Origin of the sequence: Breoghania sp. JC706 (assembly GCF_037026715.1) — a bacterium.
Classification (GTDB): domain Bacteria; phylum Pseudomonadota; class Alphaproteobacteria; order Rhizobiales; family Stappiaceae; genus Breoghania.
The window spans coordinates 57,610-83,809 of sequence record NZ_JBANCG010000007.1; the positions used below are offsets into that span (position 1 = coordinate 57,610).

Genomic DNA, 26,200 nt, shown 5'->3' on the forward strand with positions numbered 1-26,200 from the left:
ACCGCGCTTCCAATGGGCGGGAAAAACGTTAGATAGAACGGCAGATATCAGCGACGCTGCCGGGCATCAACCGGCGAAACCCTGCGCGGAGCCCGGCCGCCAAGTCAAGCCGGCGGCGTTCGGGTCGGGGAATGGACGGCCATCGGCCGGCAAATCTTGAGGTACGGACATGACGCAAGCCCAACACGATTCCGCGACGCTGGACGTTCTGGTGGCCGGCGGCGGCTATGTCGGGCTTTCTCTGGCGCTCGCCCTGAAGAAATCCGACCCGGGAATCGCGGTCGCCGTGGTCGACACGCGCCCGCGCGCGGCGATCGCCAAGGATCTGCGCTGTTCGGCCATCGCGTCGGCGGCCGAACGGATGCTGACGCAGCTGGGCGTGTGGCAGGAATTCGCCGCCCGCGCCCAGCCGATCAACGAGATGATCATAACGGACAGCCGCCTGCGCGACGTGGTGCGCCCCGTCTTCCTCACCTTCTCCGGCGAGGTCGCACCGGGCGAGCCCTTCGCGCATATGGTCGCCAATGCCGACATGGTCGGCGCGCTGCATGACAAGGCGCGCGAGGCGTGCGTGGAAATGATCGCACCCGACAGCGTCACCTTTTTCCAGACAAGCGGCGAGAGCGTCGACATCGAGCTTGCGAGCGGCGAAACGCGCACCGCACGGCTTATGGTGGCGGCCGACGGCGTGCGCTCGAAGCTGCGCGATCTGGCGGGCATTTCCACCGTGCGCTGGGAATACGGCCAGTCCGGCATCGTCTGCACGGTTGAACACGAGCGTCCGCACGAAGGCCGCGCGGAAGAACACTTCCTCCCCTCTGGCCCCTTCGCGATCCTGCCGCTCACCGGCAACCGCTCGTCGCTGGTGTGGAGCGAGAAAACCGCCATCGCCGAGACGCTCGTCAAGGGCGACGACTTCACCTTCGAGATGGAGCTGGAGCGCCGCTTCGGCCATCACCTGGGCAAGCTGAAGATTGCAGGCGGACGCCACGCCTATCCCCTGTCGCTGACGCTTGCGCGCGACTTCGTCAAGCCACGCTTCGCGCTCGCTGGCGATGCCGCCCACGGCATCCACCCGATTTCCGGCCAGGGCCTCAACCTCGGCTTCCGCGATGCGGCGGCGCTGGCAGAGATCATCGTGGAAGCCCGCCGGCTCGGTCTGGACATCGGCGCCTTCAACGTGCTGGAGCAGTACGAACGCTGGCGCCGCTTCGACACCTTCCAGATGGGCGTCGTCACCGACGTGCTGAACCGGCTGTTCTCCAACGAGTCCGACATGCTGCGCGCAACCCGCGATTTCGGCCTCGGTCTGGTGGAACGCATGCCGGGATTGAAGAAGATGTTCATTCGCGAAGCGGCCGGGCTCTCGGGCGAGGTGCCGCGGCTTCTGACCGGCGAGGCCATCTAGCGTGGTTGCGGCGAGGGCTGCTGCGGGAGGAGGCCGCGCCGTCCTCATTACCGGCTGTTCGTCGGGTATCGGTGCGGCCGCCACAACGGGCCTGAAGGCCCGCGGCTACCGGGTTCTCGCTTCCGCCCGCAAGCCTGAGGATGTGGCACAACTCACCGCCCAGGGCTTTGAGGCCTTCCATCTCGACTATGCCGACGAGGCGAGCGTGGCGGCGGCCGCCGAGGCGGTTCTGGCGACCACGAACGGCGCGCTCTACGGGCTCGTCAACAACGGCGCCTACAGCCAGCCGGGCGCGGTGGAGGACGTGCCGCGCGCGGCACTTCGCGCCGAGTTCGAGGCCAATCTCTTCGGCTGGCACGATCTCACCTGCCGGCTCATCCCGGCGATGCGGGCCCGCGGCGAGGGGCGAATCATCCAGATCTCCTCGGTGCTGGGCCTCATCGCCATGAAGTACCGGGGCGCCTACATCGCGTCGAAATTCGCACTCGAAGGCCTCACCGACACGATGCGGATGGAGCTTGCCGGCTCCGGCATCCACGTGATGCTGATTGAACCCGGGCCCATCGCCACGCGCTTTTCGCTCAACGCGGCCGAGCATTTCCGCCGCAATATCGATGCGGAAAACTCCGTCCACCGCGCAGCCTACGAGAAACGCCGGGCACGGATGGAGCGCGGCGGAGCCAAGCGCTTCAAGCTTCCCCCTGAAGCCGTGGTGGAGCGCATCGCCGAAGCGCTGGCGGCGGAGCGGCCGAAACTGCGCTATCCGGTGACCGTTCCGGCTCACGTGGCGGGTGTCGCGCGTCGCCTTCTGCCGGGCCGCGTTCTCGACCGGCTTCTCGGCCGTGCTTCCGATCGCGAACAATGACATTGGACGTAGCGTCAATTTTCGGTCATCAATTATAGGGAAATCTACAAAGAAGCCGGCACGGGTCTCGGAGGGGCTGAACGTGCCCGGACAGGGGCTTTTCGATGGGACAGATTCTCTACAACCTCATTCCGGTGGGCATCGGCATTGTCGCACTGATCCTGATCGCCGGACTGTTCAACATGCTGCGCGGCGGGTCGCCGAATGTCTCTCAGACACTGATGCGCGCCCGCGTGATTGCGCAGGCGCTCACGATCGTCGTCGTGCTCGCGGCCGCCTATCTCATCCACGGCACGGGCTGACGACCTTCGGCCGATCGGAGCCCCGTCCTGACTGTCAGGCCTCACCGCGGGCGCGCTCGCGCAGGATGCGGCGGATGACCTTGCCGGTCGTCGTCATCGGCAGGTCTTCGACGAATTCGATCTCGCGCGGATATTCGTGCGCCGCCAGGCGGTCGCGCACGTAGAGTCGGATCGTCTCGGCAAGGGGCTCCGACGCCTCCGCATCCTCCTTCAGCACAATGTACGCCTTGACGATCTCGGTCCGAACCGGGTCCGGCTTGCCCACGACAGCCGCCAGCGCTACGGCCGGGTGGGAGATCAGGCAATCCTCGATCTCGCCCGGCCCGATCCGGTAGCCAGCCGAGGTGATGACATCGTCGTCGCGCCCGACGAAATGGAAATAGCCATCCTCGTCAACGACGCCCTGATCGCCGGTGAGCATCCAGTCGCCGGCGAACTTCTGGTCCGTCGCCTCCAGCCGCTTCCAGTATTCCAGGAACATCACCGGATCCGGCCGTCGCACCGCGATCTGCCCCTTCTCGCCCGCCGGCAGCGCCTCGCCGTCCGCCCCGATGACGGCCACCTCGTGCCCCGGCACAGGCTTGCCGATGGCACCGGCCCGTGACACGCCGATCCGCGCGCAGGAGGAAAGCACGAGATTGCATTCGGTCTGGCCGTAGAACTCGTTGATGGTAAGCCCGAGCCCTTCGTGCGCCCACTCGTAGACCTCGCGACCGAGCGCCTCCCCGCCCGAACCGATGGAGCGCAGCCGCAGGTCGAAGCGCTCGCGCGGGCGCTCCACGGTGCGCAGGATCTTGAGCGCCGTCGGCGGAATGAAGGCGTTGCGAACCCCGGTTTCCGCCATCAGCGCCAGCGCCTCCTCCGGATCGAATTTCGCCGTGCGGTAGGCCACGACCGGAATGCCGAAATGGAGCGAGGGCAACAGCACGTTCAGCAGACCGCCCGCCCAGGCCCAGTCCGCCGGCGTCCAGAACCGGTCGCCCGGCTGCGGCAGGAACTCGTGCGGCATCTCCACACCCGGCAGATGCCCGAGCAAGACCCGGTGCCCATGCAGCGCACCCTTGGCAAGCCCGGTCGTGCCCGAGGTGTAGATCATCAGCGCCGGATCGTCGGCTTTCGTCACCGCGGTCTCGAAGTGCCCGGCGGAACGCTCCAGCAGATCATCGAAGCCATGCACGCCGGCAAACGGCGCCATGTCCGGATCCTCGACGCTGACAAAGACTTCCAGCTCCGGCAGCCGGTCGCGGATCTCGGCGATCTTTTCCAGCCCCGACCGGTCGGTGATGACGGCCTTCGCCCCGGCATTGCCGAGACGGTGCTCCAGCGCATCGACGCCGAAGAGTGCGGCCAGCGGCAGGGCGATGGCGGCCAGCTTGTAGGTCGCAAGATGGGCATAGAGGGTTTCGGGCATCTGCGGCAGCAGGATCGCCACCCTGTCGCCGCGCGCGACACCAAGTGCCGCGAGCGCATTCGCCAGCCGGTCCGCCTTCTCGCGCACGGTGCGGCAGCTGATTTCGACAACCGAACCATCGGAGCGGCGATCGATCAGCGCGATCCGGTCGGGCTCGGCCGCTGCCCAGCGGTCGCAGATATCGGCCGCGATATTGTAGAAATCGGGCACCTGCCAGCGAAAGCCCGCGACGAGGTCCGCATACGATTCGGCTGGCGTCAGCATCATCATCCCCCCCAAAGCGGCCAACCCTCCCCGGCGGCCTGTCTTCTTGTTGCGGCGCAGCTTAGGAGGGCCGCGCCCGCGGGGCAATCGTGCAAGACTGCGACGGTGGCCTACTGTTCGGGCCCGGCCAGCACCAGCGACCAGAACACCTTGTATTTCGACCCCGGCGCATAGGCGGTGGCGATGCCCATGCGGGTCATGCGCTTGTCCAGCATGTTGGCGTTGTGCTGGGGACTGTCGCGCCAGCCGGAAAAGGCTTCCGCCAGCCGCCGGTAGCCGGCCGAAACATTGGCCACCACCGGTCCCTTGGGATAGCCCGCCGCATCAAGGCGCGCGCGCGCCGCCTTGCCCTTTGCCAGCGACACGTCGACGGACTGCGCCGCCGCCATTTCCCGCGCCTGGGCTTCCGCAACCTTCGTCAGCTCCGGATCGACGGCCAGCGCCGGAGCGCCGTTCTTCTCGCGATAGGTGGAGATCATCGTGCGCGCAGCCGCCACATCGACACTCGCGCCGCTGTGGCCGAGATCGACATAGAACGACGGCGTCACGGGCGCCTCGGGACCGCAGCCGGCCGCAAGGAGAACAACGCCCGCGGCAAGCGCAAGGCGGACGGGCATCTGCATCATTGATTATCTCCATCCGCCTCGGCCGGGCTTTCGGCCGTCGGGTGCGTCTGTTTGTGGGGGGTGACCGCCGCCGGCTCTTCCTTCGGCGCGGAGGTCGGCTGCAGGGACCGGCTCGTCGCGCCGCGCCCGCGGATTGCGGCTTCCAGCCGATCCATGTCGCGCAGGTTGAGATCGCGTTGCGGGAACGGAATCTCGATCCCCGCCTCGCGGAAGCGGCGCATGATCTCGTACCTGAGTTCCGATTTCACCGACAACGCGTAGTCGATCTGCGCGAGATAGGCCCTGAGCTCGAAATCGAGCGAGGACGCGCCGAATTCCATGAAATAGACGACGGGGGCAGGATAGGCGAGAAGCTCTGAATTCTCCCGCGCAATCTCCATCAGGATGTCGCGCACCTGTTCCGGATCGCTGTTGTAGGACACGCCGACGGCAAGAATGATCCGGCCCGACGTGTCGTCGTGCATCCAGTTCTTCACGACGCCGGAGATCAGGTCGGAATTCGGCACGATCACCGTCTGCCGGTCGAAGGTCTCGATCTCGGTCGCACGCACGTTGATCCGGCGCACATAGCCTTGCGCCTCGCCGACGACGATCCAGTCGCCCACCTTGATCGGCCGCTCCGCCAGCAGGATCAGGCCGGAGACGAAGTTGTTGACGATGGACTGCAGGCCGAAGCCGATACCGACCGAAAGCGCGCCGGCGACGATGGCGATATTCTGGAGGTTGAGCCCCATATACGAGAAGGCCACCATGCCGGCGGCGATCACGCCGACATAGCCGAAACCGGTGCGGATGGAGGATTTGAGCCCGACATCGAGCCGCGTGTGCGGCAGGTAGCGCGTCTCCAGCCAGCGCTGCATCGCGCGCGTCACCGCAAGACCGATGACGAAGATCACCAGCGCCAGCACGATGTCGGAGAGCGAAAACGTGAACGACCCGATCTGGAAGCCGAACACGGCCTGGCGCAGCAGGCTGGTCACGTCGCCGGTCGATACGCCCCACGGCGCCAGCAGCGATATGACCGCGCTCGCGATCAGCAGGATGCGCAGGATGCCGGAAAGCAGCACCCCGATCTGTTCGATGGTGCCGGTGCCCAGCGCCAGCGTCTCGCGCAGCGTCCGGCCGAGCCCGGTATCGCCGCGAAACAGGGCGTTCGCCACATCGTCGACGACCATCAGCAGCAAATGCGTGATGCCGAACACCGAGACAGACCAGATGATCTGCTGTGCGACGAAGGAAGACACGCGGATATAGCCGATGATCGGTGCGATCAGCGTCGTCAGCGCCGCCAGCCAGAACAGCGGCATCAGCCACCGCGCCACCGGGCTGAGGCCGCCGCCCTCGATCGTTTCCGCCTCCGGATCGGAGGCGCGCGCGATCGCCCTGAGGGCGGCCACCGTCAATCCGCCGAGCGTCGCCCCGATCACCGCCTGCAGCGCCATGATCAGGTCGCCCGGTGCGGTCAGCACGTCGAGCGTCCCGTTGAGGATCAGCGACAGCGCGAAGGTGATGCCTGCCGCCGTGGCGATCCGCATCAGCTGGGACGCGGCATCGTCGGAGATCGGCAGCAGTCGCCAGTTCGCCCGCGTCGGCGCGATCAGCGCCCAGGCGAGGCCTTGCGCGAAGGCCGCGAAAACCGCCCCGCGAAAGATCGCCGCCAGAACCTCGCTGACCCGTTGCGGCGCGAGATCGAAGAGATCGAGCCCGCGGAACAGGATGACCATGGCAGCAGCCGGCACGATCGTCGCGAGCACCGTGATCGCCAGCGCGGCGGTGGAGCGGTGCATGGGCGCCGGCGCCGTATCGGGATCGCGCGCGGCGCGATCGAGCAGCAGGCGGCGCAGCGGCCAGACGAGACCGTAGGTGCCGACGAGAGCCATGCCGACCAGCAGCACCGCCCATGCCCCGGCGCGCGCATAGATCAGCGCGAACCAGTCGGAGACAAGTTGACCCGCCGACCCCAGCAGGGGACGCAAATCGCGCACGACCCGCGACCAGAATTGCGGCTCCAGCACGCTGGGCGTCGGCGTCAGCAGCCGGCGGGTGATCTGGTCGCGACGATACTGGATGATCCGGGTGAGCAACTCGTCGGCGCGCAGCTGGACGACCTGGACCTGCTTGAGAACGCCGTTGATCGCGGCGAGCTGGGCGCGCTGGTCCTCCAGCTGGCTGGCGACCGCTTCCGATACGGCCTCCTTGGAATCCTTTGCCGGCGAAAGTTCCTGAACCCGGCGATCGACCGCATCCGCCCGCGGCTTCAGGGTGGACTGCACCTCCTCGCTGGCGGAGCGGACATCGGCCACCGAGGATCGCAGATCATCGAGCCGCTGCGGTTCGATGATCTTGCTCTGCAGGGCCGCTTCGGTCGCATCGAGCCGCGTGCCCCACATGTTGATACGCCGCTGCGCACTGTCGAGCGTAGTCTGCAGGGTGGGGTCGATCTGGACCGGCTTCTTGGGTTCCGGCGCCGCATTCTCTGACGCCTTTGCCGGATCAGTGCCCGCGGCCTGCCCGTCCTGCGCATCCGCGGCGCCGGAGCCGTCAGCCCCGGAGCCCTTCTTTTCCGCGTCCTTGGCGTCCGCCCCGTCCTTCGGCGTCACCGCCTGCTGGATGATCTCGGTTGCCGATTGCGCATGAACGGGCTCACCCGCCGATGCCACGATCAGGCAGGAGGCAATCAGGTACAGGCTCGGGGCGAAAAATCGAAGGCAGCGGTTCACGGTCAGGTCCGTCGGTCGTATCGCGCAAGGGCCGTCGGGTCCGCGCGCGAAGGGAGCCGGCCCGCGCATGCGGCGGGCGGCCATGAAGTGCCAACCCTGCCGCGCGAACGTGATTCCCGCAACGGCCGGTTCCGCTGCTTCGCCTTATTTTGCGGCCGAATTTGGATAATCTGGCGCGATCCGCATCATCCCTTCAGCGCGGCGACCACGTCGTCCGGGATCGGCTTCGACTTGATCCGTGCCGGATCATCCGGGTGCTTGCCGACCCACACGCGCTTTTCCCTCGCCTCGATGGCGAGCGCATCGCCCTTCATCACCTTGTGCAGGATCTCGAAGGACGAGCGGCCGAGTTCGGTGATGGTGGTGTCGATGCGGATTTCGTCGCCGAAGGCGGACGGGATCATGAACTTGGCGCTCGTGTCCACCATCGGAAAGCCGACGAAATCGTACTTTTCGATGAGCTGGATCTTCTTGAGGCCCGTCGCCCTGTGAAAGAGCCCGGCGGTACAGGCATCGAACATGCCGAAATAGCGCGGATACCAGACGATCCCCGCCGGATCGCAGTCCCCCCACTCGATCTGGATCACGCGGCTTGATTGAAGCATGAACGAAACCTCCCGTTGAGTTCAGCGGAGGCATTTTTACAGTGGGGCGCAGAGGTTGGCGAGGGGAGGAGTAAAGAGAAATTGAGCGTGCTGACGCACGCCGTTGTTGCACTGGATTCCGGGTCTGGCCATGCGGCTTCGCCGCAGACCGCCCGGAATGAGGAGCAAGAGGAGAGTTGCAGCCGCACGCCCCGGGCAAGCTCCAGCTTGCCCTCATTCCGGACAAGTGAGGCAAAGCCGAACGCTGAGCCGGAATCTAGCGCGACAAGCTGCGGCGAAGCCGCGCCAATTCCTTCCCCTCAACGAAAAGGGGCCGGCCCAACCGGAGCGGCCCCTTTTATCTCTCAAAGCCGTCTGAACCCAGCGCTTACGCGACCAGGTTGCGCAGAACGTAGTGCAGGATGCCGCCGGCCTTCATGTAGTCGAGCTCATCCAGCGTATCGATCCGGCACAGCACCTCGATCACCTTCTTCGTGCCGTCCTCGTACTCCACGTCGACGTTCACCATCTGCCGGGGCTTGAGATCGGCGACGCCCTTGATCGTCACCTTCTCCTTGCCGGTGATGCCATGGCTCTGCCAGCTCTCGCCGTCCTTGAAGGTCAAGGGCAGAACGCCCATGCCGACGAGGTTGGAGCGGTGGATGCGCTCGAAGGACTGCGCGATGACCGCGCGCACGCCCAGAAGGCGCGTGCCCTTGGCCGCCCAGTCGCGCGAGGAACCGGTGCCGTATTCCTTGCCGGCGAAGATGACGAGCGGCTGGCCTGCGTCGCGGTATTCCATCGCCGCGTCGTAGATCCACTTGCTCTCGCCGTCCTTCATCGTGACGCCGCCCTCGACGCCCGGAACCATCTGGTTCTTGATGCGGATGTTGGCGAACGTGCCGCGCATCATCACCTCGTGGTTGCCGCGCCGCGAGCCGTAGGAGTTGAAGTCGACCGGGCGCACCTGATGATCGATCAGATACTGACCCGCCGGACTTTCGGCCTTGATGGAGCCGGCCGGCGAGATATGGTCGGTGGTGATGGAATCCAGGAACAGGCCCAGCACCGCCGCGTTCTCGACATCCTCGAGCGGCTTCGGCTCCATGGTCATGCCCTCGAAGTACGGCGGGTTCTGCACGTAGGTCGAGGTCGCCGGCCAGTCGTAGGTGAGACCACCCTCGACCTTGATGCCCTGCCAGTGCTCATCGCCCTTGAAGACGTCGCCGTAGCGCTCGCGGAACATCTCCTCGGTGATCGAGGTTCGGATGAGATCGGCGATCTCCTTGCTCGTCGGCCAGATGTCCTTCAGGAACACCGGCTTGCCGTCCTGGTCTTCGCCCAGCGGGTCCTTCGCCAGATTGACGTTCAAGGAGCCTGCGATGGCGTAGGCGACGACCAGCGGGGGCGAGGCAAGATAGTTGGCGCGCACGTCCGGATTGACGCGGCCCTCGAAGTTGCGGTTGCCCGAAAGAACCGAGCAGGCCACGAGGTCGTTGTCGTTGACCGCCTTGGAGATCTCCTCCGGCAGCGGGCCGGAATTGCCGATGCAGGTGGTGCAGCCGTAGCCGACGAGGTCGAAGCCGAGCGCGTCGAGGTCCTTCTGCAGATCGGCCTTCTTCAGGTACTCGGTCACGACCTGCGAGCCGGGCGCCAGCGACGTCTTGACCCACGGCTTCACCTTCAGGCCCTTGGCGAGCGCGTTGCGGGCGAGAAGACCCGCCCCGATCAGCACCGAGGGGTTGGAGGTGTTGGTGCACGAGGTGATCGCGGCGATCACCACGTCGCCGTGGCCGATGTCATGGTTGCGGCCGGGAACGGCGAAGCGCTTGCCGAGCTCGTCCGCTTTCTTGAATTCCTCTTCCATGACCTTGGCGAAGCCTTCGGGCGCCACGTCGAGGGCGACGCGGTCCTGCGGGCGCTTCGGGCCGGCGATGGAGGGAACGACGGCGGAAAGATCGAGCTGCAGCGTGTCGGTGAAGACCGGCTCGGAATGGGTGTCGCGGAACATGCCCTGGGCGCGGGCATAGGCTTCCACCAGCGCGACGCGGTCGTTGGCGCGGCCCGTGGAGGTGAGATACTCCAGCGTATCGCCATCGACGGGGAAGAAGCCGCAGGTGGCGCCATATTCCGGCGCCATGTTGGCGATGGTGGCGGCGTCTTCCAGCGACAGATTGTCGAGGCCGGGGCCGTAGAATTCCACGAATTTGCCGACCACGCCTTTCTTGCGCAGCATTTCCACGACGGTCAGCACAAGGTCCGTGGCGGTCACGCCTTCAGCGAGCTCGCCGTCGAGACGGAAGCCGATGACTTCCGGGATCAGCATGGAGATCGGCTGGCCGAGCATGGCCGCTTCCGCCTCGATGCCGCCCACGCCCCAGCCGAGAACGGCCAGACCGTTGACCATGGTCGTGTGGCTGTCAGTGCCCACCAGCGTGTCTGGATAGGCGATGGTCTCGCCGTCCTCGTCCTTGGTCCAAACCGTCTGGGCGAGATACTCCAGGTTCACCTGATGGCAGATGCCGGTTCCCGGCGGCACCGCGCGGAAGTTGTCGAAGGCCGACTGGCCCCAGCGCAGGAACTCGTAGCGCTCGCCGTTGCGCTCGTATTCGCGCTCCACGTTCTGGGTGAAGGCGGCGGTGGTGCCGAAATAGTCGACCATCACCGAGTGGTCGATGACGAGATCGACGGGCACCAGCGGATTGACCTTTTTCGGGTCGCCGCCGAGCTTGGTCGCCGCATCGCGCATCGCCGCCAGATCGACCACGGCGGGAACGCCGGTGAAGTCCTGCATCAGCACGCGCGCCGGACGGTAGGCGATCTCATGCGAGGACTTGCGTGTCTGAAGCCAGCCGGCGATCGCGCGGATGTCGTCGGCGGTCACCGTGCGCCCGTCCTCGAAGCGCAGCAGGTTCTCCAGGAGAACCTTCAGCGAGAACGGCAGCTTGGAGATCCCCTCAAGGCCGTTGGCCTCCGCATCGGGCAGGGAGAAATAGGTGTAGGTCTTGTCGCCGACGGAAAGCGTCTTGCGACATTTGAAGGTGTCGAGCGATTTTGTCACGGCTGGCGATCCCCTTTCATTCAAGGACGCCCCGCCATTCGCCGACGGCGGAGCACCCTGTTGGCGGCCCGGTTTGTGCCGGGCCGGCGACGGATATTGCAGCGTAGTGTCGGCCGACGGCGCCCGCCGGCATCAACACGCCCCAAAACCCGGCCTTTCGATCCTGAACAGGTCAGATCACGGTGATCTGACCTGTTCAGGATCGCGATGATCGGTAACGGTCGTTACGGCAGATCCGCAATCACCGGTTCTCCCATCCGGTCCGGAAACCCATGCCCCGGCGCCCTGGACGATGGCCGGTTTCGGCCGTGCCGTTCCGTACGGACAGCGCGGCACGTCATAGCGAATCTTGCGATGCGACACCAGTGCGGCAAGGGTCAGACGGCATATTTGCCGATGTCCCGCCATCGGACTGATCCGATCGGCCCGGCCGTTTTATATACAATGGTATACAAAAGTCACCCACGAATTGCATCCTCGGTGCTTTATCGCCCTCCCCGTCTGTTTGCGGCCGCCGCCGTTAGCCCCGCTGCTGCGCGTTCCCCAACGGGGCGGATTCCAAATTCTTCCATGAATTCAATCGCAAGTGCCAAACGACGGCGTCTTTGCGGGCGCATCACGCGACCTCATGTCTCCTTGTGAAGATAGCGGCGCGGCGTCTCCCCGGTCATCTGGCGAAAGAACGCGATGAAGGCACTGTCGCTGGAAAAGCCCAGATCGAAGGCCACGCCGGTGACGCTTTGACCGGAGGCAAGCTTGTCGACGGCCCGCAAGAGACGCCAGCTTTGCCGCCAGGCCTGGTATCCCATGCCCGTCTGGCGCCGGAAGATGCGGGTGATCGTGCGCGAACTTGCGCCGATCTGCCGGGAAAGCGGTTCCAGCTCGGGCGGCAGCGCATCGAGATCAATGCCGGCAAGGCGCGGGTCAGTGGGAACGGGCAGGAGCATCGGTTCGTGCCGCGCCGCGTGCAACTCGTCCATGCAGGTCGCCAGCAGATTGCGCGCGGCACCCAAGGACCAGTCGGTCTCCAGAGGCTGAAAGCTGATCCGCTCGAAAAGCTCTCGCAAGAGCGGGGTCATCGCCACGATGGCCGGAGCCGCAAAAGGCGCATCCAACCGCGTCGTATCGAGATAGATCGAGCGGTATTCAACCTCGCCGTGGATGCGGATCCGGTGCGACGTGCCGCCCGGAATCCAGGCCAGGCGAATGGGCGGAAGGATCGAAATCGCACCGGGCAAGCTGATGCGCATCGAACCGGAATAGGCGAAGAGCAATTGCCCGCGCGCATGGCTGTGCCAGCCTGAATCGTGCCGGACCAGCCGCGATGCGATCCCCGCGACCGGCGCGGCCAAGGCATCCGCATCGAAAGGATCCGAGGGGGCGAGCCACACCACGATTGCCGCACTTGTCCGATTTCAGATGTAAACTGTCTTTTCGTTTGTAATATGCAATCTCGCAAGAAGATAGACCTGCGGCCTCACCTGTCCCCAGAGGCCCCAGATGTATCGCCGTCCTCCTCTTGCCGTCGCCATCGTGCTGTTGAGCTTTCCCCAGTTCGTGGAAACCATCTACAGCCCTGCCCTGCCGACAATCGCCTCCACCTTCCACGCAACGCCTGAGCTGGCTGCACAGACCCTGTCCTGCTGGTTTATCGCCTTCGCCCTTGGCGTGGTGGTTTGGGGCAGGCTGAGCGATCTTCTCGGTCGCCGTCGGCCTCTGCTCGCCGGATTGGCCATCTATGCCCTTGGTTCGGGCTGGGCCCTGATTGCGCCGGACTTTTCGCAACTCCTCATCGCCCGCGCCCTTTCCGCCTTCGGCGCGGCGGTTGGATCGATCGTCGTTCAGACCGCCCTGCGCGACAGTTACCGGGGGCGAGAACTCGGTCATGTCTTTTCTCTCGTCGGCATTGCCCTGGCGATCAGCCCCGCCATCGGCATATTCGCAGGGCAAGAGATCGCCGACATCGCAGGCCATCAGGGCGTCTTCTCGGCCCTCGGCATCCTTGCTCTGGCGCTCTGCGGACTGAGCTTCGCCCTCTGGCCGGAGACCCGGCCCGAGGCGCTGAAGATCGAGCGGTTCTGGCCGACCCTGCGCGATATGCTCGCCGACCGCGATATCTGGCGTGATGCCATCCTGATCGCGACCCTCAACCTCGCCATCTTCAGCTACTACCAGCTCGGGCCCTTTCACGTTGAGACATTCAAGGAAACCTGGATCGATTTCGGCAAGAGCGGTCTGCTGCTCGCAATCGCCTCGGTGCTGGGCGCGCTCGGCAATTCCGCACTCCTGCGCCGCGGTTGGTCAGCCGAAAGGCTCATCGGACTTGGAATTGCCCTTCTGGTTCTGGGAGCGGCGACTGTCGCGCTATTCGCGACCTACACCGCTTTCGCGCTCGGCATGGCCCTGACCGCCGGCGCCTATGCCATCGCAATTCCCAATATCCTGTCGCAGGCCCTGCTCAAATACGCCGACCGGCTCGGCACCGCCGGCGCCAGCCTGAGCATGATCTATTACATCCTCCTGGGGGCGGGCCTGACCGCGGCCGGATATTGGCAGAACCTCGCACATGTACTCATGGCCGGAGCGATGCTCGCCGCCTTCATGATCGCGGCAATCAAAAGGGAGTGACATCCCGGGCAAGGACGCGCCGGCCAGGCAACCAACGGCATGCCTGGCATGGCGGCCGAGCCAACCGGGAAATCCGGACCGTCGGGCAACGCGCGGATTCATCCGGCCCGTCACAAGAGCCCTCCGCGATCATCATTCGGCCTTGATCGCAGCCGCGAAACCGGCCTAAGTGCCGGCGCGACCTGACGAGACGGGGGGCCTGCCTTTTGAAGCTGATCGCGCAAGATCTCGCCTGCGAGCGCGGCGGCCGCCGTGTCTTCGACCATCTGGCCTTCGACGTCTCGTCCGGCGAGGCGCTGATCGTCACCGGCCCGAACGGTGTGGGCAAGTCGAGCCTGCTGCGCGTGCTCGCCGGCCTCGTCCCGCCCGCCGCCGGCACCCTGCGCCTGGAAGGCGGCGAGCCGGAGCGCGGCCTCGCCAGCCAGTGCCACTATTTCGGCCATGCCGATGCCCTAAAGCCGCCGCTCACCGTGGCCGAAAACCTCGCCTTCTGGCGCGCCTACAACGGCGCCCCTGCGGCAACCGTGGACGAGGCGCTGGAGACCGTCGGGCTCGATTTCATCGATCATCTGCCCGCCGGCTATCTTTCTGCCGGCCAGCGCCGCCGGCTGTCGCTTGCCCGGCTCCTCGTTTCCTGGCGTCCGGTCTGGCTGCTTGACGAACCGACCTCCGCGCTCGACGCCGCCTCGGAAGCGAAATTGCTCGATCTCATGCACGATCATCTCGCCAAGGGCGGACTGATCGTCGCCGCCACCCACCAGGGTCTACCCGTGTCGCCCGCCCGCCACCTGCGCTTCCAGGCCGCGGAGGTCGCCGCATGAGCACTCTCGGCTCCCTTTTCGTGCGCGAAATGCGGCTGTCGATCCGCGTCGGCGGCGGCGCCTGGATGGGCGTTCTGTTCTTCCTGTGCGTGATCGTCGTGGTGCCCTTCGGCATCGGCCCCGACCTCAACCTGCTGTCGCGCATCGGCCCGGCGATCCTGTGGATCGGCGCGCTGCTCGCCTCGCTGCTGGGCCTCGACCGGCTGTTCCAGGCCGACCGCGACGACGGCTCGCTCGATCTGCTGCTGATGGGCGAGACGCCGCTGGAGCTGGTCGTGCTCGTCAAGTGCCTCGCGCACTGGGCGGCGAGCGGCCTGCCGCTGGTGATCTCCGCACCCGTGCTCTCGCTGTTTCTCAACATGGAGCCGATCGCTACCGCCGCGCTGACGGCGACGCTTCTGGCCGGAACGCCGGCGCTCACACTCATCGGCGGCATCGGCGCGGCTCTTACCGTGTCGTTGCGCCGCGGCGGCCTGCTTCTGGCCATCCTCGTGCTGCCGCTGACCATCCCGGTCCTGATCTTCGGCGTCAGCGCCGCGAACGCCGCGCTCGACTATTCCATGCCCTTCGCGACACCCTTCGCGATCCTTCTCGCGCTGACGCTGATCTCCGCCGTCGTCGGACCGTTCGCGGCCGCCGCGGCGCTGCGATTCTCGTCGGATTGATCAACCTCAAGGCACCCATTCACACATCGCCGCATTGATGCCGCAACGATGCGGGATTAGAACAATTCCATGGCAATCATAGATCTGGCTAACCCGACCCGCTTCCTGCGCCTGACCGACCGGCTTCTGCCGTGGCTCGTCGGCGCGACCGTCGTTGCGATGGTCGTTGGGCTCTATCTCGCCCTCTACGTCTCGCCCGAGGACTACCAGCAGGGCGCGACGGTCAAGATCATGTACATCCACGTGCCCTTCGCCTGGCTCGCGATGTTCGCCTATACGGTGATGGCGCTGGCCTCGCTCGGCACGCTGGTGTGGAAGCATCCGCTTTCAGACGTCTCCGCCAAGGCCGCCGCGCCCATCGGTGCGGCCTTCACCTTCCTGTGCCTCGTCACCGGCTCGCTGTGGGGCAAACCGATGTGGGGCACGTGGTGGGTGTGGGATGCCCGGCTTACCTCGGTGCTGGTGCTGTTCATCATGTATCTCGGCATCATCGCGCTGTGGCGCACGATCGAGGACCCGATCCGCGCCGGCAAGGCGGTCGCCGTTCTGACGCTGGTGGGCTATCTCAACATCCCGATCATCAAGTTCTCCGTGGACTGGTGGAACACGCTGCACCAGCCGGCATCCGTCATTCGCATGGATGGCCCGTCCATGCCGCCTTCCATGCTGGTGGCGCTGCTGGTCATGGCGCTCGCGTTCACGCTCCTGTTCATGACGCTGCACTTCATGGCGATGCGCAGCGAGATCCTGCGCCGCCGCATCCGCGCCATGCGCCAGCGCGAAGCCGCGGGCGCCTCGGGCATTGCGACAGCCGCAACCGCGCAGGCCGATACTGCCCCCCGAGACGGCACCGGCACTCTCAACGGCAAGACAGCGGAGGCGCGTTCCTGATGCTGCCCGATCTGGGAAACCATCCCGGCTTCATCATCGCTTCCTATTTCGTCTCGCTCATCGTCATCGGGGGGTTGATCGGCTGGATCCGATACGATTACGGCCGCCAGAAATCCGTGCTGGCCGAGCTGGAGGCGCGCGGCCTGCGCCGCCGCTCCGCTGCTGCAAAGAGCGATACGACAGGCTCCAAGGCATGACCGATACCCCTACCGCAAACGACAAGGACGCGGCCACCGAAGACGGAGCCGCGCCGGAAGCGCCGCGCCGCCGCTTTCCCGTCCTGGTGCTGCTGCCGCTGCTGATCTTCGCCGGCCTCGCCGCGCTGTTTCTTATCCAGCTCACCATGGGGCGCGCGCCGAACGAGATCCCGTCCGCGCTGATCAACCGCCCCGCGCCGCAGTTCGACCTGCCGCCGCTTCAGGGTCTGGCGAAGAACGGCGCCGAGGTGCCGGGCCTTGCCAACGCCGACCTGATCGCCGGCAACGGCCAGGGGCCGGACCTCGCCGGCAAGGTGACGGTGGTGAACATCTTCGCCTCTTGGTGCGTGCCCTGCCGCGAGGAGCATCCCGTTCTGGAGCTGCTCGCCGAGCGCCCCGAGGTCCGCCTCGTCGGCATCAACTACAAGGACAAGCCGGAAAACGCCCTGCGCTTCCTGGGCACGCTCGGCAATCCGTACGACGCCGTGGGCGTCGACGAAAAGGGCCGCGCGGCCATCGACTGGGGCGTCTACGGCGTGCCGGAGACCTTCGTCGTCGATCGCACCGGCCGCATCCGCTACAAGTTCATCGGCCCGCTCTCGCCGCAATCGCTGCGCGAGGTGCTGATCCCGAAGATCGACGCGGCGCTGACGGAAAAGTGAGCCGTGCACGGCCGGGCCCACGGCCTGCCGGCGTTCATTCGCGCTGCCGCGATCTGTCACCCCAACGTGACTTCCCATTGAACGGAGCCGTCTCTAAGGTCGCGGCGCTTTCCCATTTGGCCGTTCGCGCGGCGAAACGGGAAAGCGATGCCGACACCATCTCAGGAACGGAACAAGGGATGACGGGACGGGCCAGACCGTTGAGCACCACCATGCGCGCCCGGGACAGTCGGACAAGGACGCTGGCGATCGCGACGCTGTGCGCGGGCCTGCTCCTCGCGGGGCCGGTCGCCGCCAATCCGAAGGCGGTCGTGGAACTCTTTACCAGCCAGGGCTGCTCCTCCTGTCCGCCGGCCGACAAGCTTTTCGGCACGCTCGTCAAGGACCCGGACCTCGTCGTGCTGTCGCTTCCCGTCAACTACTGGGATTATCTCGGCTGGAAGGACACGTTCGCCACCGCCGAGAACGGCGCGCGCCAGCGTGCCTATGCGGATATGCGCGGCGACCGCGCGGTCTACACGCCGCAGGCCGTCGTCAACGGGCGCAGCCATGCCGTCGGCTCCGACAGCCGCGCGATTGCCGCGGCCGTCAAGAAAACCGGCGACCTGCCGGTCGATGTCAGCGCGCACATGAGCGACGACGCCCTGACGGTGGAGGTCGGACCGGGAAAGACGCCGGGCATGATGGCGACCGTCTGGCTGGTGCTGTTCGACCGCTCCCGCGAAGTGACGATCAAGCGCGGCGAGAACCGCGGCCGCACGATCTCCTATCACAACGTCGTGCGCCGGATGCAGGCGATCGGCGTGTGGAAGGGAAAGGCCGCCTCCTATGAAATGCCGCGCGGCGAACTGGCCAAGGCCGGCATGCAGGGCTGCGCGGTCCTAGTCCAGGGCGAGGACCGAAAGGGTCACCCGGGCCCCATCGTCGGCGCGACCTATCTCCGCCGCGATCTCGACAAGATGACCACCCGCTAGGGCAATTCGAGGCCGGCGGTGCGCAAGTCGCCCATCCTTCGAGACGCCATCTTGCGACGGCTCCTCAGGATGACGTTGTCGTGTTGGTGCTTCTGCGAAACCCTCAACATACACAACGTCATCCTGAGGAGCTCGCGCAGCGGGCGTCTCGAAGGATGGGCCGCTGCAAAACCGCCCGCGATCCGGTGCCGCTCCGCCTTCTACCCCAGTCGCGCTTCCCAGTCGAAGGCCTGCTCCAGCCGGTCGTTGCCCCAGAACAGTTCGCCGTCCGAGGTGACGAAGCTCGGCGAGCCGAACAGTCCCAGCCGATCGACCTCCTCGCCCTGCTGTTTCAGGGCCGCCTTCACCTCGTCGCTCCCCGCAAGCGCCAGCAGCGCATCGACATCGAGACCCAGCTCCATCAGGATGCCTGCCAGAACCTCGGGCTGTGAGATGTCCCGGCCTTCCCCGAATTCCGCCTGATAGACGGCCCGGGTGAAGGCGGGCGTCCAGCCCTCCTCGCGACCGATGAAGGCGAGGCGCGCCGCCAGCAGGCCGTTTTGCGGAAACGTTTCCGGCCGCATGAGCGGCAGCCCGTAAAGCTCGCACTGGCGCTCCATGTCGCGCCACATGTAGATGCCCTTCAGCGGATAGACCTCGAAGGGCGAGGAATTCCACCCCTGACGCCTGAAGATCGGCCCCAGCATGAACGGCCGCCAGTCGACCCCAATGCCGCGCGAGAGGCCCTCCGCCTCAATTCGCATGGCCGACAGATAGCTGTAGGTGGAAGCGAATTCGTACCAGAAGGTCAGCGCCATCAAGCATCTCCCGTCACTGTCGAGCGGACTATTCCATTCCCCGTCCGCCCGGTCCAGCGCGCAGGACACGCCTTCCCCCTCCCCTCAACGTTCGGCCCCCTTGCGTCCGGCTGCGAAGATGGATTGACTGGATGTGAATCGCCCCGCAACGCGCCCCTGATGCGCCAGGACGTCCATGGCCGAAACCCCTTCGAACAGGTCTTTTTCCAGCATGGCGGGAACGCTTCTGGCGGCGCTTCGGCGCGTGCTTGCAGCCGGCTGGCGCCATCCGCTGCCCGGGCTCTTGTGGACAACAGCTCTCGTTTCCGCATTTTTTCTCATCTTTCCTGGAGCGGATCTCTGGGTCTCGGGGCTCTACCACACCCCGGACGCCGGCGGTTTCACGGCGACACAAGATGCCTTCCTGCGCCGTCTGCGCGGCCTCGGGCCGCTGCTCGTCTGGGTGATCGCGATCGGCTCCGGCCTTGTCGTCTTTCTGAAGCTCGTGCTGCCGGAACGCCCGCCGCTCGTGCCCTTGCGCGGACCGCTCTTCCTGCTGATCACCCTGGCGCTCGGCCCCGGCCTTCTGGCGAACGGCATCCTGAAGGCCACATCCGGCCGCCCGCGCCCGCGCAATGTGGATGTTTTCGGTGGCGACCTTCCGTATGTGCCGGTCTGGCGCTTCACCGACTATTGCCAGTCCAACTGCTCCTTCGTCTCCGGCGAAGGCTCCTCGGGCGCCTGGCTGGTGGCGTTTGCGCTGGCGCTGCCGCTCGCCTGGCGCCGGCCCGCGGTCTACGTTGCGGTCGCGCTGGGTGCGATGGTGTCGATCAACCGCGTCGCCTTCGGCGGTCATTTCCTGTCCGACACGCTTCTCGCCTGGTGCCTGAACGGCCTGCTGATCGCCCTGTTCTACCGTCTGTTCTACCAGCGCACGCCCGGATGGCTTGCCGATGGCGCGCTCGACAAGAGCTTCACCCGCCTCGGCTTCTGGCTGAAGGACTGCGCCGACGATTTCCTCTTCCGCCTGCGCCAGGAATGGCGCGCATGGCGCAAGCACATCTGAAAAAACAAGAAACCAAAAACGACATGCATTGCTCTTTCCGGAGGTCCTTCCCGTGCTCGTACGCGATGTCTGCATCGTCGGCGGCGCCGCCGTCGGCCTGTCGATTGCCCATTTTCTCAAACGCGATCTGAAATTCGACGGCACCGTCACCGTCGTCGAGAAGGATCCCGCCTACACCCGCGCCGCGACGACGCTCTCCGCCGCCTCCATCCGCCAGCAGTTCTCCACCCCGGAAAACGTCCGGCTCTCGCTTTTCGGCCGCGACTTCTTCCGGAGCCTGAAGGACCGCTTCGGCGCCGATGCCGATATTGGCTTCACCGAGGGCGGCTATCTGGTGCTCGCCGGCGAGGACGGCCGGCAAATCCTCCGCGAGAACCACGCGGTTCAGGAGGCCGAAGGCGCCGACATCGCCCTCGATGCGCCGCACGATCTGCTGAAGCGCTTCCCCTGGCTCAATCTGGACGGCATCGCCGCCGGCGCCTGGGGACGCTCGGGCGAGGGCTGGTTCGACGCGCATCTGCTGCTGTCGCTGCTGAAGACCGCCTGCCGCGAGGACGGCGTGGAGATCCTCACCGACCGGGTCGTCAGCCTTGCGCGCGACGGCGCGCGCATCACCCATGCCGGGCTCGCCTCCGGCGAGACGATCGCCTGCGGTCTTCTGGTGAATGCGGCCGGCCCCTCGGCCGGCGATGTTGCGGCCCTTGTCGCAAGACCGCTGCCGGTGGAGCCGCGAAAGCGGTCCGTCTTCACCTTCCGCTGCAAGTCGGAAGTGCCCGGCCTGCCGCTGATGGTGGATACCTCCGGCGTCTACGTGCGTCCGGAAGGAACGACCTTCATCTGCGGCGTATCGCCGGCCGCGGATGCGGACGGCCGTGCCGACGACGACGATTTCGATCCCGACTGGCCGCTTTTCGAGGAGACCATCTGGCCGGCGCTTGCCCACCGCGTGCCGGCGTTCGAGGAAATCCGGCCCGGTCCCGCCTGGGCGGGGCATTACGACTACAATACGCTCGACCAGAACGCGATCGTCGGGGCCGATACGGAAATCGCCAACCTGATCTACGCCAACGGGTTTTCCGGCCACGGGCTTCAGCAGGCGCCGGGTGTCGGGCGCGCGGTGGCGGAACTGATCGCACTTGGGCGCTACGAGAGCCTCGATCTCTCGATCTTCGGCTACGACCGCGTGCCGGCCAGCCGCCCGGTTTTCGAAAAGGTCGTGATCTGAAAACGAAGGCGGCAGCGCCGGAACCGCCGCGCTGCCGCCTTCCTGCCTCCTGCCCGGCCGTCAGGCCTTTTCGGCGAGGATCTTTTCGATCTGATCCACGCTATGGCCGGTCAGCGTCTTGTCGATCTCCGCGGAAATGCGGCTGACGACCTCGGCATGCAGCGCCTTGCGCAGGGCGCCGAGCGTCTGCGGCGGCGCGACGAGAACGAGATCGCGAAACTTCTTCGCGTGCGCCGCCGTGTAGAGCGCATCGGCAAGCGTCTTGGCGAAACGCTCCTTTTCCAGAACGTGCCAGTCGGTGTTCTCCATCGAGCTCGCATGAGGGCCGATGCCGTCGGTCTGGCGGCCCGGCGCATCCGCAGCCTGTTCGCGATCGGGCGGGTTCTCGTGTTCCAGAACCTGAATGACCTTAAGGTTCGGCGCAAACGGCTCTCCCTCGTTGCGCAGGAACAGCGCCTTCTCGCCGTCGCCGACGAGAACCCAGGCATTGTGAGCTATTCTGATACCACCCATTAAGTCGCTCCCTTAAGCAGCCCGCATTCCGGCAGCAACGCCCGAACGCGGCAAGGCTGCCCATCTTTGAAGCCCCGGAGCACACGGTTGCGCGGCCATCCGCCCGCACCTCAGCTCCATGTTCCGGGGCGTGGTCAGCGGACAGGGGCGCCCCCTGCCCTTACGAAAGATTACGAGGACGCCCGCTGGAAAGATACAGCCGCGCCCTACATTTCCGGTTCGAACCGGCATGCCCGGCACCAACTCGCAAATGCGGAGGAAAGATCCATGTCTTCTGAGAACGATCTGCTCAGCGCCGCGGAGCGCAAGGCGGCACTCGCCAGGCTCGACGGCTGGAGCGAGAGCGAGGGACGCGACGCGATCACCAAGCGGTTTCGCTTTACGGACTTCTCCGAAAGCTTCGGCTTCATGGCGCGCGTTGCGCTGGTTTCGGAAAAGAGCGACCACCACCCCGAATGGTTCAACGTCTACAACAAGGTCGACGTGACGCTCTCCACCCACGAGGCCGGCGGCGTGACCCGCAAGGACATCGCGCTTGCCGAAGCGATGGAGGCGATCGCCGCCACCGCCTGAGCACGCACCGCGTCAGTCCGGGGCGTCGCCCCCGTTCTCGGGCCCAGCCACTGCCTCGGCCCCTGCCTCGGCCGCGCCCTTGCGGATGACAAAGCGCAGGGCTCCGCCGGTCTCGCCGCTTTCCTCCAGTGCGTGGCCCTGTTCCCGGCAGAAATGGGGGATGTCGATGCTCGCCAGCGGATCACTCGCCAGAACCGCGATTCGCCGGCCGACAGCGAGCGGCCGCAAGGCCTTGGCGGTCCGGAGAACAGGCATCGGACAATGCAGCCCGCGCAGATCCACCTCCACCGGTGCGGCATCCGCGCCGCCGAGGGGACCGGAGGCCGGCTCGCCGCCGCGCGCGGCAACGGAAAGGGACTTGGGATCGTCTACGCTCATGCGGCGACAAAAGCATGTCGGCGCCCGGGCGAAAAGGCTAAAAACGGTCCATCGACAATGGCCGTTCAAGGAGGAGCCCGTGACGACGACCCATGCCGATCCCTTCGACATCCTCGAGTTCTGGTGGAAAGCCGGTCCGACGAAATGGTTCACCCGCGACGACGCGTTCGACGCGGAGATCCGCGAGCGTTTCGCCGAGATCCACACTGTCGCCGCCAATGGCGGGTTCGACGGCTGGACGGAAACCCCGCACGGAACGCTGGCGCTGCTCCTCATCCTCGACCAATTCTCCCGCAACCTCTTCCGCGAAGACGCGCGCGCCTTCGCCTGCGATGCCAAGGCCCTTCAGATTGCCCGCGCCGCCGTTTCCCGAGGCTTTTACCGCGCCTTTCCCCCCATCGCTCGGACCTTCTTTTTCCTGCCCTTCGAACATGCCGAAGACATGGACGCCCAGCAGACGAGCGTCGACCTGTTCCGGCAGTTCGGCGACGAGACGACCTATCTCTACGCGCTCGTTCACATGGACGTCATCCGCCGCTTCGGCCGCTTCCCCCACCGGAACGGGACACTTGGTCGCACGACCACCGCGGACGAGAAGGCGTATCTTGATAGCGGCGGCTTTTCCTCATAGTCGGCGATGTATATCGCAAGATGCCCCTGCTCTATAGCTTCGCGGCGATGTCTCGGATAAGGTTTTCGAGAGGGTGACGTTGCGTCCCTGACGCTTGCGTCAAAAAGCCGTCATTTTTCAGGCATTCCGACTTGTTTTTTTCGCGCAAACAGAGTGCAATCGCCCGCCTGAATACCGCAGAATTCCCATGCTCGGATCACAGAGTAGCGGAATATTTTTCCGGTATATTCAGTAGAGAGGAACAATCATGTTTATGAAGAAGACGATGCGGCTCGGGGCCATCGCCTCCGTCGCGATGCTTCTGGCCGCACCGGCCGTTGCCAAGACCCTGGTCTATTGCTCCGAGGGCAGCCCCGAGGGCTTCGACCCGGCGCTCTATACCGCGGGCACCACGTTCGATGCCTCCGGCCGTGCGGTCTACAACCGGCTCGTGGAATTCAAGCACGGCTCGACCGAGACCGAGCCGGGACTGGCCGAGAGCTGGGAAATCTCCGAGGACGGCACCGTTTACACCTTTCACCTGCGCAAGGGCGTGAAGTTCCAGACGACGGACTTTTTCACCCCGACGCGCGAGTTCAACGCCGACGACGTGATCTTCTCCTTCGAGCGCCAGGCCGCCAAGGAAGGCACGTGGTTCGACTATTCGAACGGCTCGTGGGAATATTTCAACGGCATGTCCATGCCGGACCTGATCAAGAGCATCGAGAAGGTCGACGACTACACGGTCAAGTTCGTGCTGACCCGTCCCGAGGCGCCGATGATCGCGAACCTCGCGATGGACTTCGCCTCGATCATGTCGAAGGAATACGCCGACAAGCTCGTCGCCGACGGCACGCCGGAACTCCTGAACCAGCAGCCGCTGGGCACCGGCCCGTTCCAGTTCGTCGCCTACCAGAAGGACGCGGTGATCCGCTACAAGGCGAACCCCGACTACTGGAAGGGCAAGGAAAAGATCGACGATCTCGTCTTCGCCATCACGCCCGATGCCTCCGTGCGCTACGAGAAGCTGAAGGCCGGCGAATGCCATATCATGCCGTATCCGAACCCGGCCGATCTTGAAGCCATGAGGGCCGACACGTCCATCAACCTGATGGAAAAGGCCGGCCTCAACATCGGCTACATGGCCTACAACACCCAGATGCCGCCCTTCGACAATCCGAAGGTCCGCAAGGCGCTGAACATGGCCATGAACAAGAAGGCCATCATCGAGGCGGTCTTCCAGGGTGCCGGCCAGGTCGCCAAGAACCCGATCCCGCCCACCATGTGGTCCTACAACGACGCGGTGAAGGACGACCCGTACGATCCGGAAGCGGCCAAGAAGATGCTGGAGGAAGCCGGCGTCAAGGACCTGTCCATGAAGGTCTGGGCGATGCCCGTGCAGCGTCCCTACAACCCGAACGCGCGCCGCATGGCGGAGATGATCCAGTCCGATTTCGCCAAGGTCGGCGTGAAGGTCGAGATCGTCTCCTATGAATGGGGCGAGTACCTCAAGCGCTCCTCCGACGTGAAGCGTGACGGTGCCGCGCTGCTCGGCTGGACCGGCGACAACGGCGACCCGGACAACTTCCTCGCGGTTCTGCTGGGCTGCGACGGCGTTGGCGGTTCCAACCGCTCGCAGTGGTGCTACAAGCCCTTCGACGATCTGATCTACAAGGCCAAGATCGTCTCCGACAAGGCGGAACGCACCAAGCTCTACGAAGAGGCCCAGGTCATCTTCAAGGAGCAGGCGCCGTGGGCGACCATTGCTCACTCGACGGTGTTCATGCCCGTTGCCAAGAACGTCACCGGCTTCGTGCAGGACCCGCTGGGCTACCACCGTTTCGACGACGTCGACCTGCAATAGGCACCTTCGACGACGTTGACAAATCGATCCCGGCCGTGCATGCGGCCGGGATTTCCCGTGCCTGAATGGCAGCGGTGGCGACCCACAGGTTTATCGGTACCTCATGCTTCGTCTGATCCTAAACAAGATCGGTCTGCTGATCCCGACGTTCATCGGCGTGACCATCATTTCATTTCTGTTCATCCGGCTCCTGCCCGGCGACCCCGTTCTGCTGCTCGCCGGCGAGCGCGGCATCACCGGGCAACGCTACGCTGATCTCATGCACCAATTCGGCTTCGACCAGCCGCTGTGGCGCCAATATCTCGACTATCTCGTCGGGATCCTGCACGGCGACCTCGGCACGTCGATCTCCACCCGCAGGCCGGTGATCAACGAGTTCTTCGCCCTTTTCCCGGCCACGATGGAACTGTCGCTGTGCGCCATCGTCTTCGCCGTGGTCGTCGGGCTTCCCGCCGGCGTCATCGCGGCGCTCTATCGGGGCAAGACGCCCGACCACGCGGTAATGACCACCGCGCTCGTCGGCTATTCCATGCCGATCTTCTGGTGGGGCCTGCTGCTGATCATCCTGTTTTCAGGCATCCTGGGATGGACCCCGGTTTCGGGGCGGATTTCGCTTCTCTACTATTTTCCGAACGTCACCGGCTTCATGCTGATCGACAGCCTGCTGTCGGGTCAGTCGGGCGCCTTTGAGAGCGCCGTCAGCCACCTGATCCTGCCGACCATCGTGCTCGGCACCATCCCGCTCGCGGTCATCGCGCGCCAGACGCGCTCGGCCATGCTGGAGGTGCTCGACGAGGACTACGTGCGCACCGCGCGCGCCAAGGGCCTGCCGCCCTTCCGCGTCATCGGCCTGCATGCCCTGCGCAACGCCATGATCCCGGTGATCACCACGATCGGCCTGCAGATCGGCGTGCTGTTCGCGGGTGCCATCCTCACCGAGACGATCTTCTCCTGGCCGGGCATCGGCAAGTGGATGATCGATTCGATCTTCCGGCGCGACTATCCGGCCGTTCAGGGCGGGCTGTTGCTGATCGCGATCATCGTCATGCTGGTCAACCTGCTGGTCGACGTGACCTACGGGCTGATCAATCCCAAGATCCGGCACACGAGGTAAGC

General features: G+C 65.4%; 25 protein-coding genes. 16 read left to right on the plus strand and 9 right to left on the minus strand.

What is annotated here, in order from left to right; all coding sequences use genetic code 11:
• Positions 1-169 precede the first annotated feature (169 nt).
• The 3 genes from V2L18_RS15535 to V2L18_RS15545 all read left to right on the plus strand — a co-directional run bounded on the left by V2L18_RS15535 (position 170) and on the right by V2L18_RS15545 (position 2,575).
• The gene (locus tag V2L18_RS15535; protein ID WP_336179193.1) at positions 170-1,408 is read left to right on the plus strand and encodes a ubiquinone biosynthesis hydroxylase; all 1,239 of its coding nucleotides are present in this window, start codon (positions 170-172) and stop codon (positions 1,406-1,408) included.
• Position 1,409: 1 nt separating this feature from the next.
• Positions 1,410-2,273, plus strand: coding sequence for an SDR family oxidoreductase (locus V2L18_RS15540; RefSeq protein WP_336179194.1), 864 nt, complete (start codon positions 1,410-1,412; stop codon positions 2,271-2,273).
• 104 nt (positions 2,274-2,377) lie between these two features.
• Positions 2,378-2,575: a twin transmembrane helix small protein gene (locus tag V2L18_RS15545; RefSeq protein WP_336179195.1), complete on the plus strand. Its 198-nt coding sequence runs from the start codon at positions 2,378-2,380 to the stop codon at positions 2,573-2,575.
• 34 nt (positions 2,576-2,609) lie between these two features.
• Here V2L18_RS15545 and V2L18_RS15550 read toward each other — a convergent pair whose 3' ends face one another.
• The 6 genes from V2L18_RS15550 to V2L18_RS15575 all read right to left on the minus strand — a co-directional run bounded on the left by V2L18_RS15550 (position 2,610) and on the right by V2L18_RS15575 (position 12,635).
• Positions 2,610-4,250, minus strand: a complete 1,641-nt coding sequence (locus V2L18_RS15550; RefSeq protein ID WP_336179196.1) for an AMP-binding protein — start codon at positions 4,248-4,250, stop codon at positions 2,610-2,612.
• A 110-nt stretch (positions 4,251-4,360) separates the two neighbouring features.
• Positions 4,361-4,876 carry a CAP domain-containing protein gene (locus V2L18_RS15555; protein ID WP_336179197.1) on the minus strand — a complete coding sequence of 172 codons (516 nt, stop codon included), beginning with the start codon at positions 4,874-4,876 and terminating at the stop codon, positions 4,361-4,363.
• On the minus strand, positions 4,873-7,596 hold the full coding sequence (locus tag V2L18_RS15560) for a DUF3772 domain-containing protein (RefSeq protein WP_336179198.1): 2,724 nt from the start codon (positions 7,594-7,596) through the stop codon (positions 4,873-4,875). Before V2L18_RS15560 ends, V2L18_RS15555 begins: the two co-directional genes overlap by 4 nt.
• 185 nt (positions 7,597-7,781) lie before the next feature.
• Positions 7,782-8,201, minus strand: a complete 420-nt coding sequence (locus tag V2L18_RS15565; protein ID WP_336179199.1) for a thioesterase family protein — start codon at positions 8,199-8,201, stop codon at positions 7,782-7,784.
• A gap of 367 nt (positions 8,202-8,568) precedes the next feature.
• Entirely contained in the window at positions 8,569-11,241 is a 2,673-nt protein-coding gene (acnA, locus tag V2L18_RS15570) for an aconitate hydratase AcnA (RefSeq protein ID WP_336179200.1), read from the minus strand.
• Positions 11,242-11,867: 626 nt separating this feature from the next.
• Entirely contained in the window at positions 11,868-12,635 is a 768-nt protein-coding gene (locus V2L18_RS15575; RefSeq protein WP_336179201.1) for a helix-turn-helix transcriptional regulator, read from the minus strand.
• Positions 12,636-12,741: 106 nt separating this feature from the next.
• On the opposite strand from V2L18_RS15575, the gene V2L18_RS15580 reads away from it, so the two are divergent.
• The 7 genes from V2L18_RS15580 to V2L18_RS15610 all read left to right on the plus strand — a co-directional run bounded on the left by V2L18_RS15580 (position 12,742) and on the right by V2L18_RS15610 (position 18,079).
• On the plus strand, positions 12,742-13,869 hold the full coding sequence (locus V2L18_RS15580; RefSeq protein WP_336179202.1) for a multidrug effflux MFS transporter: 1,128 nt from the start codon (positions 12,742-12,744) through the stop codon (positions 13,867-13,869).
• Positions 13,870-14,075: 206 nt separating this feature from the next.
• Entirely contained in the window at positions 14,076-14,690 is a 615-nt protein-coding gene (gene ccmA, locus V2L18_RS15585) for a heme ABC exporter ATP-binding protein CcmA (RefSeq protein WP_336179203.1), read from the plus strand.
• Positions 14,687-15,355, plus strand: a complete 669-nt coding sequence (gene ccmB, locus V2L18_RS15590) for a heme exporter protein CcmB (RefSeq protein ID WP_336179204.1) — start codon at positions 14,687-14,689, stop codon at positions 15,353-15,355. Before ccmA ends, ccmB begins: the two co-directional genes overlap by 4 nt.
• Positions 15,356-15,424: 69 nt before the next feature.
• Positions 15,425-16,246, plus strand: a complete 822-nt coding sequence (locus tag V2L18_RS15595) for a heme ABC transporter permease (RefSeq protein WP_336179205.1) — start codon at positions 15,425-15,427, stop codon at positions 16,244-16,246.
• Positions 16,247-16,257: 11 nt separating this feature from the next.
• Positions 16,258-16,443, plus strand: coding sequence for a heme exporter protein CcmD (gene ccmD, locus V2L18_RS15600; protein WP_336179479.1), 186 nt, complete (start codon positions 16,258-16,260; stop codon positions 16,441-16,443).
• Entirely contained in the window at positions 16,440-17,105 is a 666-nt protein-coding gene (locus tag V2L18_RS15605) for a DsbE family thiol:disulfide interchange protein (RefSeq protein ID WP_336179206.1), read from the plus strand. Before ccmD ends, V2L18_RS15605 begins: the two co-directional genes overlap by 4 nt.
• Before the next feature lie 179 nt (positions 17,106-17,284).
• On the plus strand, positions 17,285-18,079 hold the full coding sequence (locus tag V2L18_RS15610; protein WP_336179207.1) for a DUF1223 domain-containing protein: 795 nt from the start codon (positions 17,285-17,287) through the stop codon (positions 18,077-18,079).
• A 200-nt stretch (positions 18,080-18,279) separates the two neighbouring features.
• Here the strand turns inward: V2L18_RS15610 and V2L18_RS15615 are convergent, their stop codons facing one another.
• Positions 18,280-18,876, minus strand: a complete 597-nt coding sequence (locus V2L18_RS15615) for a 2-hydroxychromene-2-carboxylate isomerase (protein WP_336179208.1) — start codon at positions 18,874-18,876, stop codon at positions 18,280-18,282.
• Positions 18,877-19,051: 175 nt separating this feature from the next.
• On the opposite strand from V2L18_RS15615, the gene V2L18_RS15620 reads away from it, so the two are divergent.
• Positions 19,052-19,921 (plus strand): phosphatase PAP2 family protein, encoded by an 870-nt coding sequence (locus V2L18_RS15620; protein ID WP_336179209.1) that lies wholly within the window; start codon positions 19,052-19,054, stop codon positions 19,919-19,921.
• Between the two features lie 52 nt (positions 19,922-19,973).
• Entirely contained in the window at positions 19,974-21,146 is a 1,173-nt protein-coding gene (locus V2L18_RS15625; protein ID WP_336179210.1) for an FAD-binding oxidoreductase, read from the plus strand.
• A gap of 60 nt (positions 21,147-21,206) precedes the next feature.
• Here V2L18_RS15625 and V2L18_RS15630 read toward each other — a convergent pair whose 3' ends face one another.
• Positions 21,207-21,659, minus strand: coding sequence for a host attachment family protein (locus tag V2L18_RS15630; RefSeq protein ID WP_336179211.1), 453 nt, complete (start codon positions 21,657-21,659; stop codon positions 21,207-21,209).
• A gap of 267 nt (positions 21,660-21,926) precedes the next feature.
• On the opposite strand from V2L18_RS15630, the gene V2L18_RS15635 reads away from it, so the two are divergent.
• Positions 21,927-22,232: a 4a-hydroxytetrahydrobiopterin dehydratase gene (locus V2L18_RS15635; protein ID WP_336179212.1), complete on the plus strand. Its 306-nt coding sequence runs from the start codon at positions 21,927-21,929 to the stop codon at positions 22,230-22,232.
• Positions 22,233-22,244: 12 nt separating this feature from the next.
• Here V2L18_RS15635 and V2L18_RS15640 read toward each other — a convergent pair whose 3' ends face one another.
• Positions 22,245-22,520 (minus strand): sulfurtransferase TusA family protein, encoded by a 276-nt coding sequence (locus tag V2L18_RS15640; RefSeq protein WP_336179480.1) that lies wholly within the window; start codon positions 22,518-22,520, stop codon positions 22,245-22,247.
• 169 nt (positions 22,521-22,689) lie between these two features.
• On the opposite strand from V2L18_RS15640, the gene V2L18_RS15645 reads away from it, so the two are divergent.
• From V2L18_RS15645 to V2L18_RS15655, 3 genes are all read left to right on the plus strand, one after another.
• Positions 22,690-23,241 (plus strand): DUF924 family protein, encoded by a 552-nt coding sequence (locus tag V2L18_RS15645; RefSeq protein WP_336179213.1) that lies wholly within the window; start codon positions 22,690-22,692, stop codon positions 23,239-23,241.
• Between the two features lie 247 nt (positions 23,242-23,488).
• A complete protein-coding gene (locus V2L18_RS15650) occupies positions 23,489-25,084 on the plus strand; it encodes an ABC transporter substrate-binding protein (protein WP_336179214.1) in 1,596 nt (531 codons plus the stop codon).
• A gap of 103 nt (positions 25,085-25,187) precedes the next feature.
• Positions 25,188-26,198 carry an ABC transporter permease subunit gene (locus tag V2L18_RS15655; RefSeq protein ID WP_336179215.1) on the plus strand — a complete coding sequence of 337 codons (1,011 nt, stop codon included), beginning with the start codon at positions 25,188-25,190 and terminating at the stop codon, positions 26,196-26,198.
• The last annotated feature ends 2 nt before the right edge of the window (positions 26,199-26,200 follow it).

Bases quoted from the DNA above. Each gene is read 5' to 3' on its own strand.
- V2L18_RS15535 (WP_336179193.1), top strand. From the start codon at position 170: ATGACGCAAGCCCAACACGATTCCGCGACGCTGGACGTTCTGGTGGCC.
- V2L18_RS15545 (WP_336179195.1), top strand. From the start codon at position 2,378: ATGGGACAGATTCTCTACAACCTCATTCCGGTGGGCATCGGCATTGTC.
- V2L18_RS15550 (WP_336179196.1), bottom strand. From the start codon at position 4,250: ATGCTGACGCCAGCCGAATCGTATGCGGACCTCGTCGCGGGCTTTCGC.
- V2L18_RS15555 (WP_336179197.1), bottom strand. From the start codon at position 4,876: ATGATGCAGATGCCCGTCCGCCTTGCGCTTGCCGCGGGCGTTGTTCTC.
- V2L18_RS15565 (WP_336179199.1), bottom strand. From the start codon at position 8,201: ATGCTTCAATCAAGCCGCGTGATCCAGATCGAGTGGGGGGACTGCGAT.
- V2L18_RS15580 (WP_336179202.1), top strand. From the start codon at position 12,742: ATGTATCGCCGTCCTCCTCTTGCCGTCGCCATCGTGCTGTTGAGCTTT.
- ccmB (WP_336179204.1), top strand. From the start codon at position 14,687: ATGAGCACTCTCGGCTCCCTTTTCGTGCGCGAAATGCGGCTGTCGATC.
- V2L18_RS15595 (WP_336179205.1), top strand. From the start codon at position 15,425: ATGGCAATCATAGATCTGGCTAACCCGACCCGCTTCCTGCGCCTGACC.
- V2L18_RS15605 (WP_336179206.1), top strand. From the start codon at position 16,440: ATGACCGATACCCCTACCGCAAACGACAAGGACGCGGCCACCGAAGAC.
- V2L18_RS15610 (WP_336179207.1), top strand. From the start codon at position 17,285: ATGACGGGACGGGCCAGACCGTTGAGCACCACCATGCGCGCCCGGGAC.
- V2L18_RS15615 (WP_336179208.1), bottom strand. From the start codon at position 18,876: ATGGCGCTGACCTTCTGGTACGAATTCGCTTCCACCTACAGCTATCTG.
- V2L18_RS15620 (WP_336179209.1), top strand. From the start codon at position 19,052: ATGGCCGAAACCCCTTCGAACAGGTCTTTTTCCAGCATGGCGGGAACG.
- V2L18_RS15630 (WP_336179211.1), bottom strand. From the start codon at position 21,659: ATGGGTGGTATCAGAATAGCTCACAATGCCTGGGTTCTCGTCGGCGAC.
- V2L18_RS15635 (WP_336179212.1), top strand. From the start codon at position 21,927: ATGTCTTCTGAGAACGATCTGCTCAGCGCCGCGGAGCGCAAGGCGGCA.
- V2L18_RS15650 (WP_336179214.1), top strand. From the start codon at position 23,489: ATGTTTATGAAGAAGACGATGCGGCTCGGGGCCATCGCCTCCGTCGCG.
- V2L18_RS15655 (WP_336179215.1), top strand. From the start codon at position 25,188: ATGCTTCGTCTGATCCTAAACAAGATCGGTCTGCTGATCCCGACGTTC.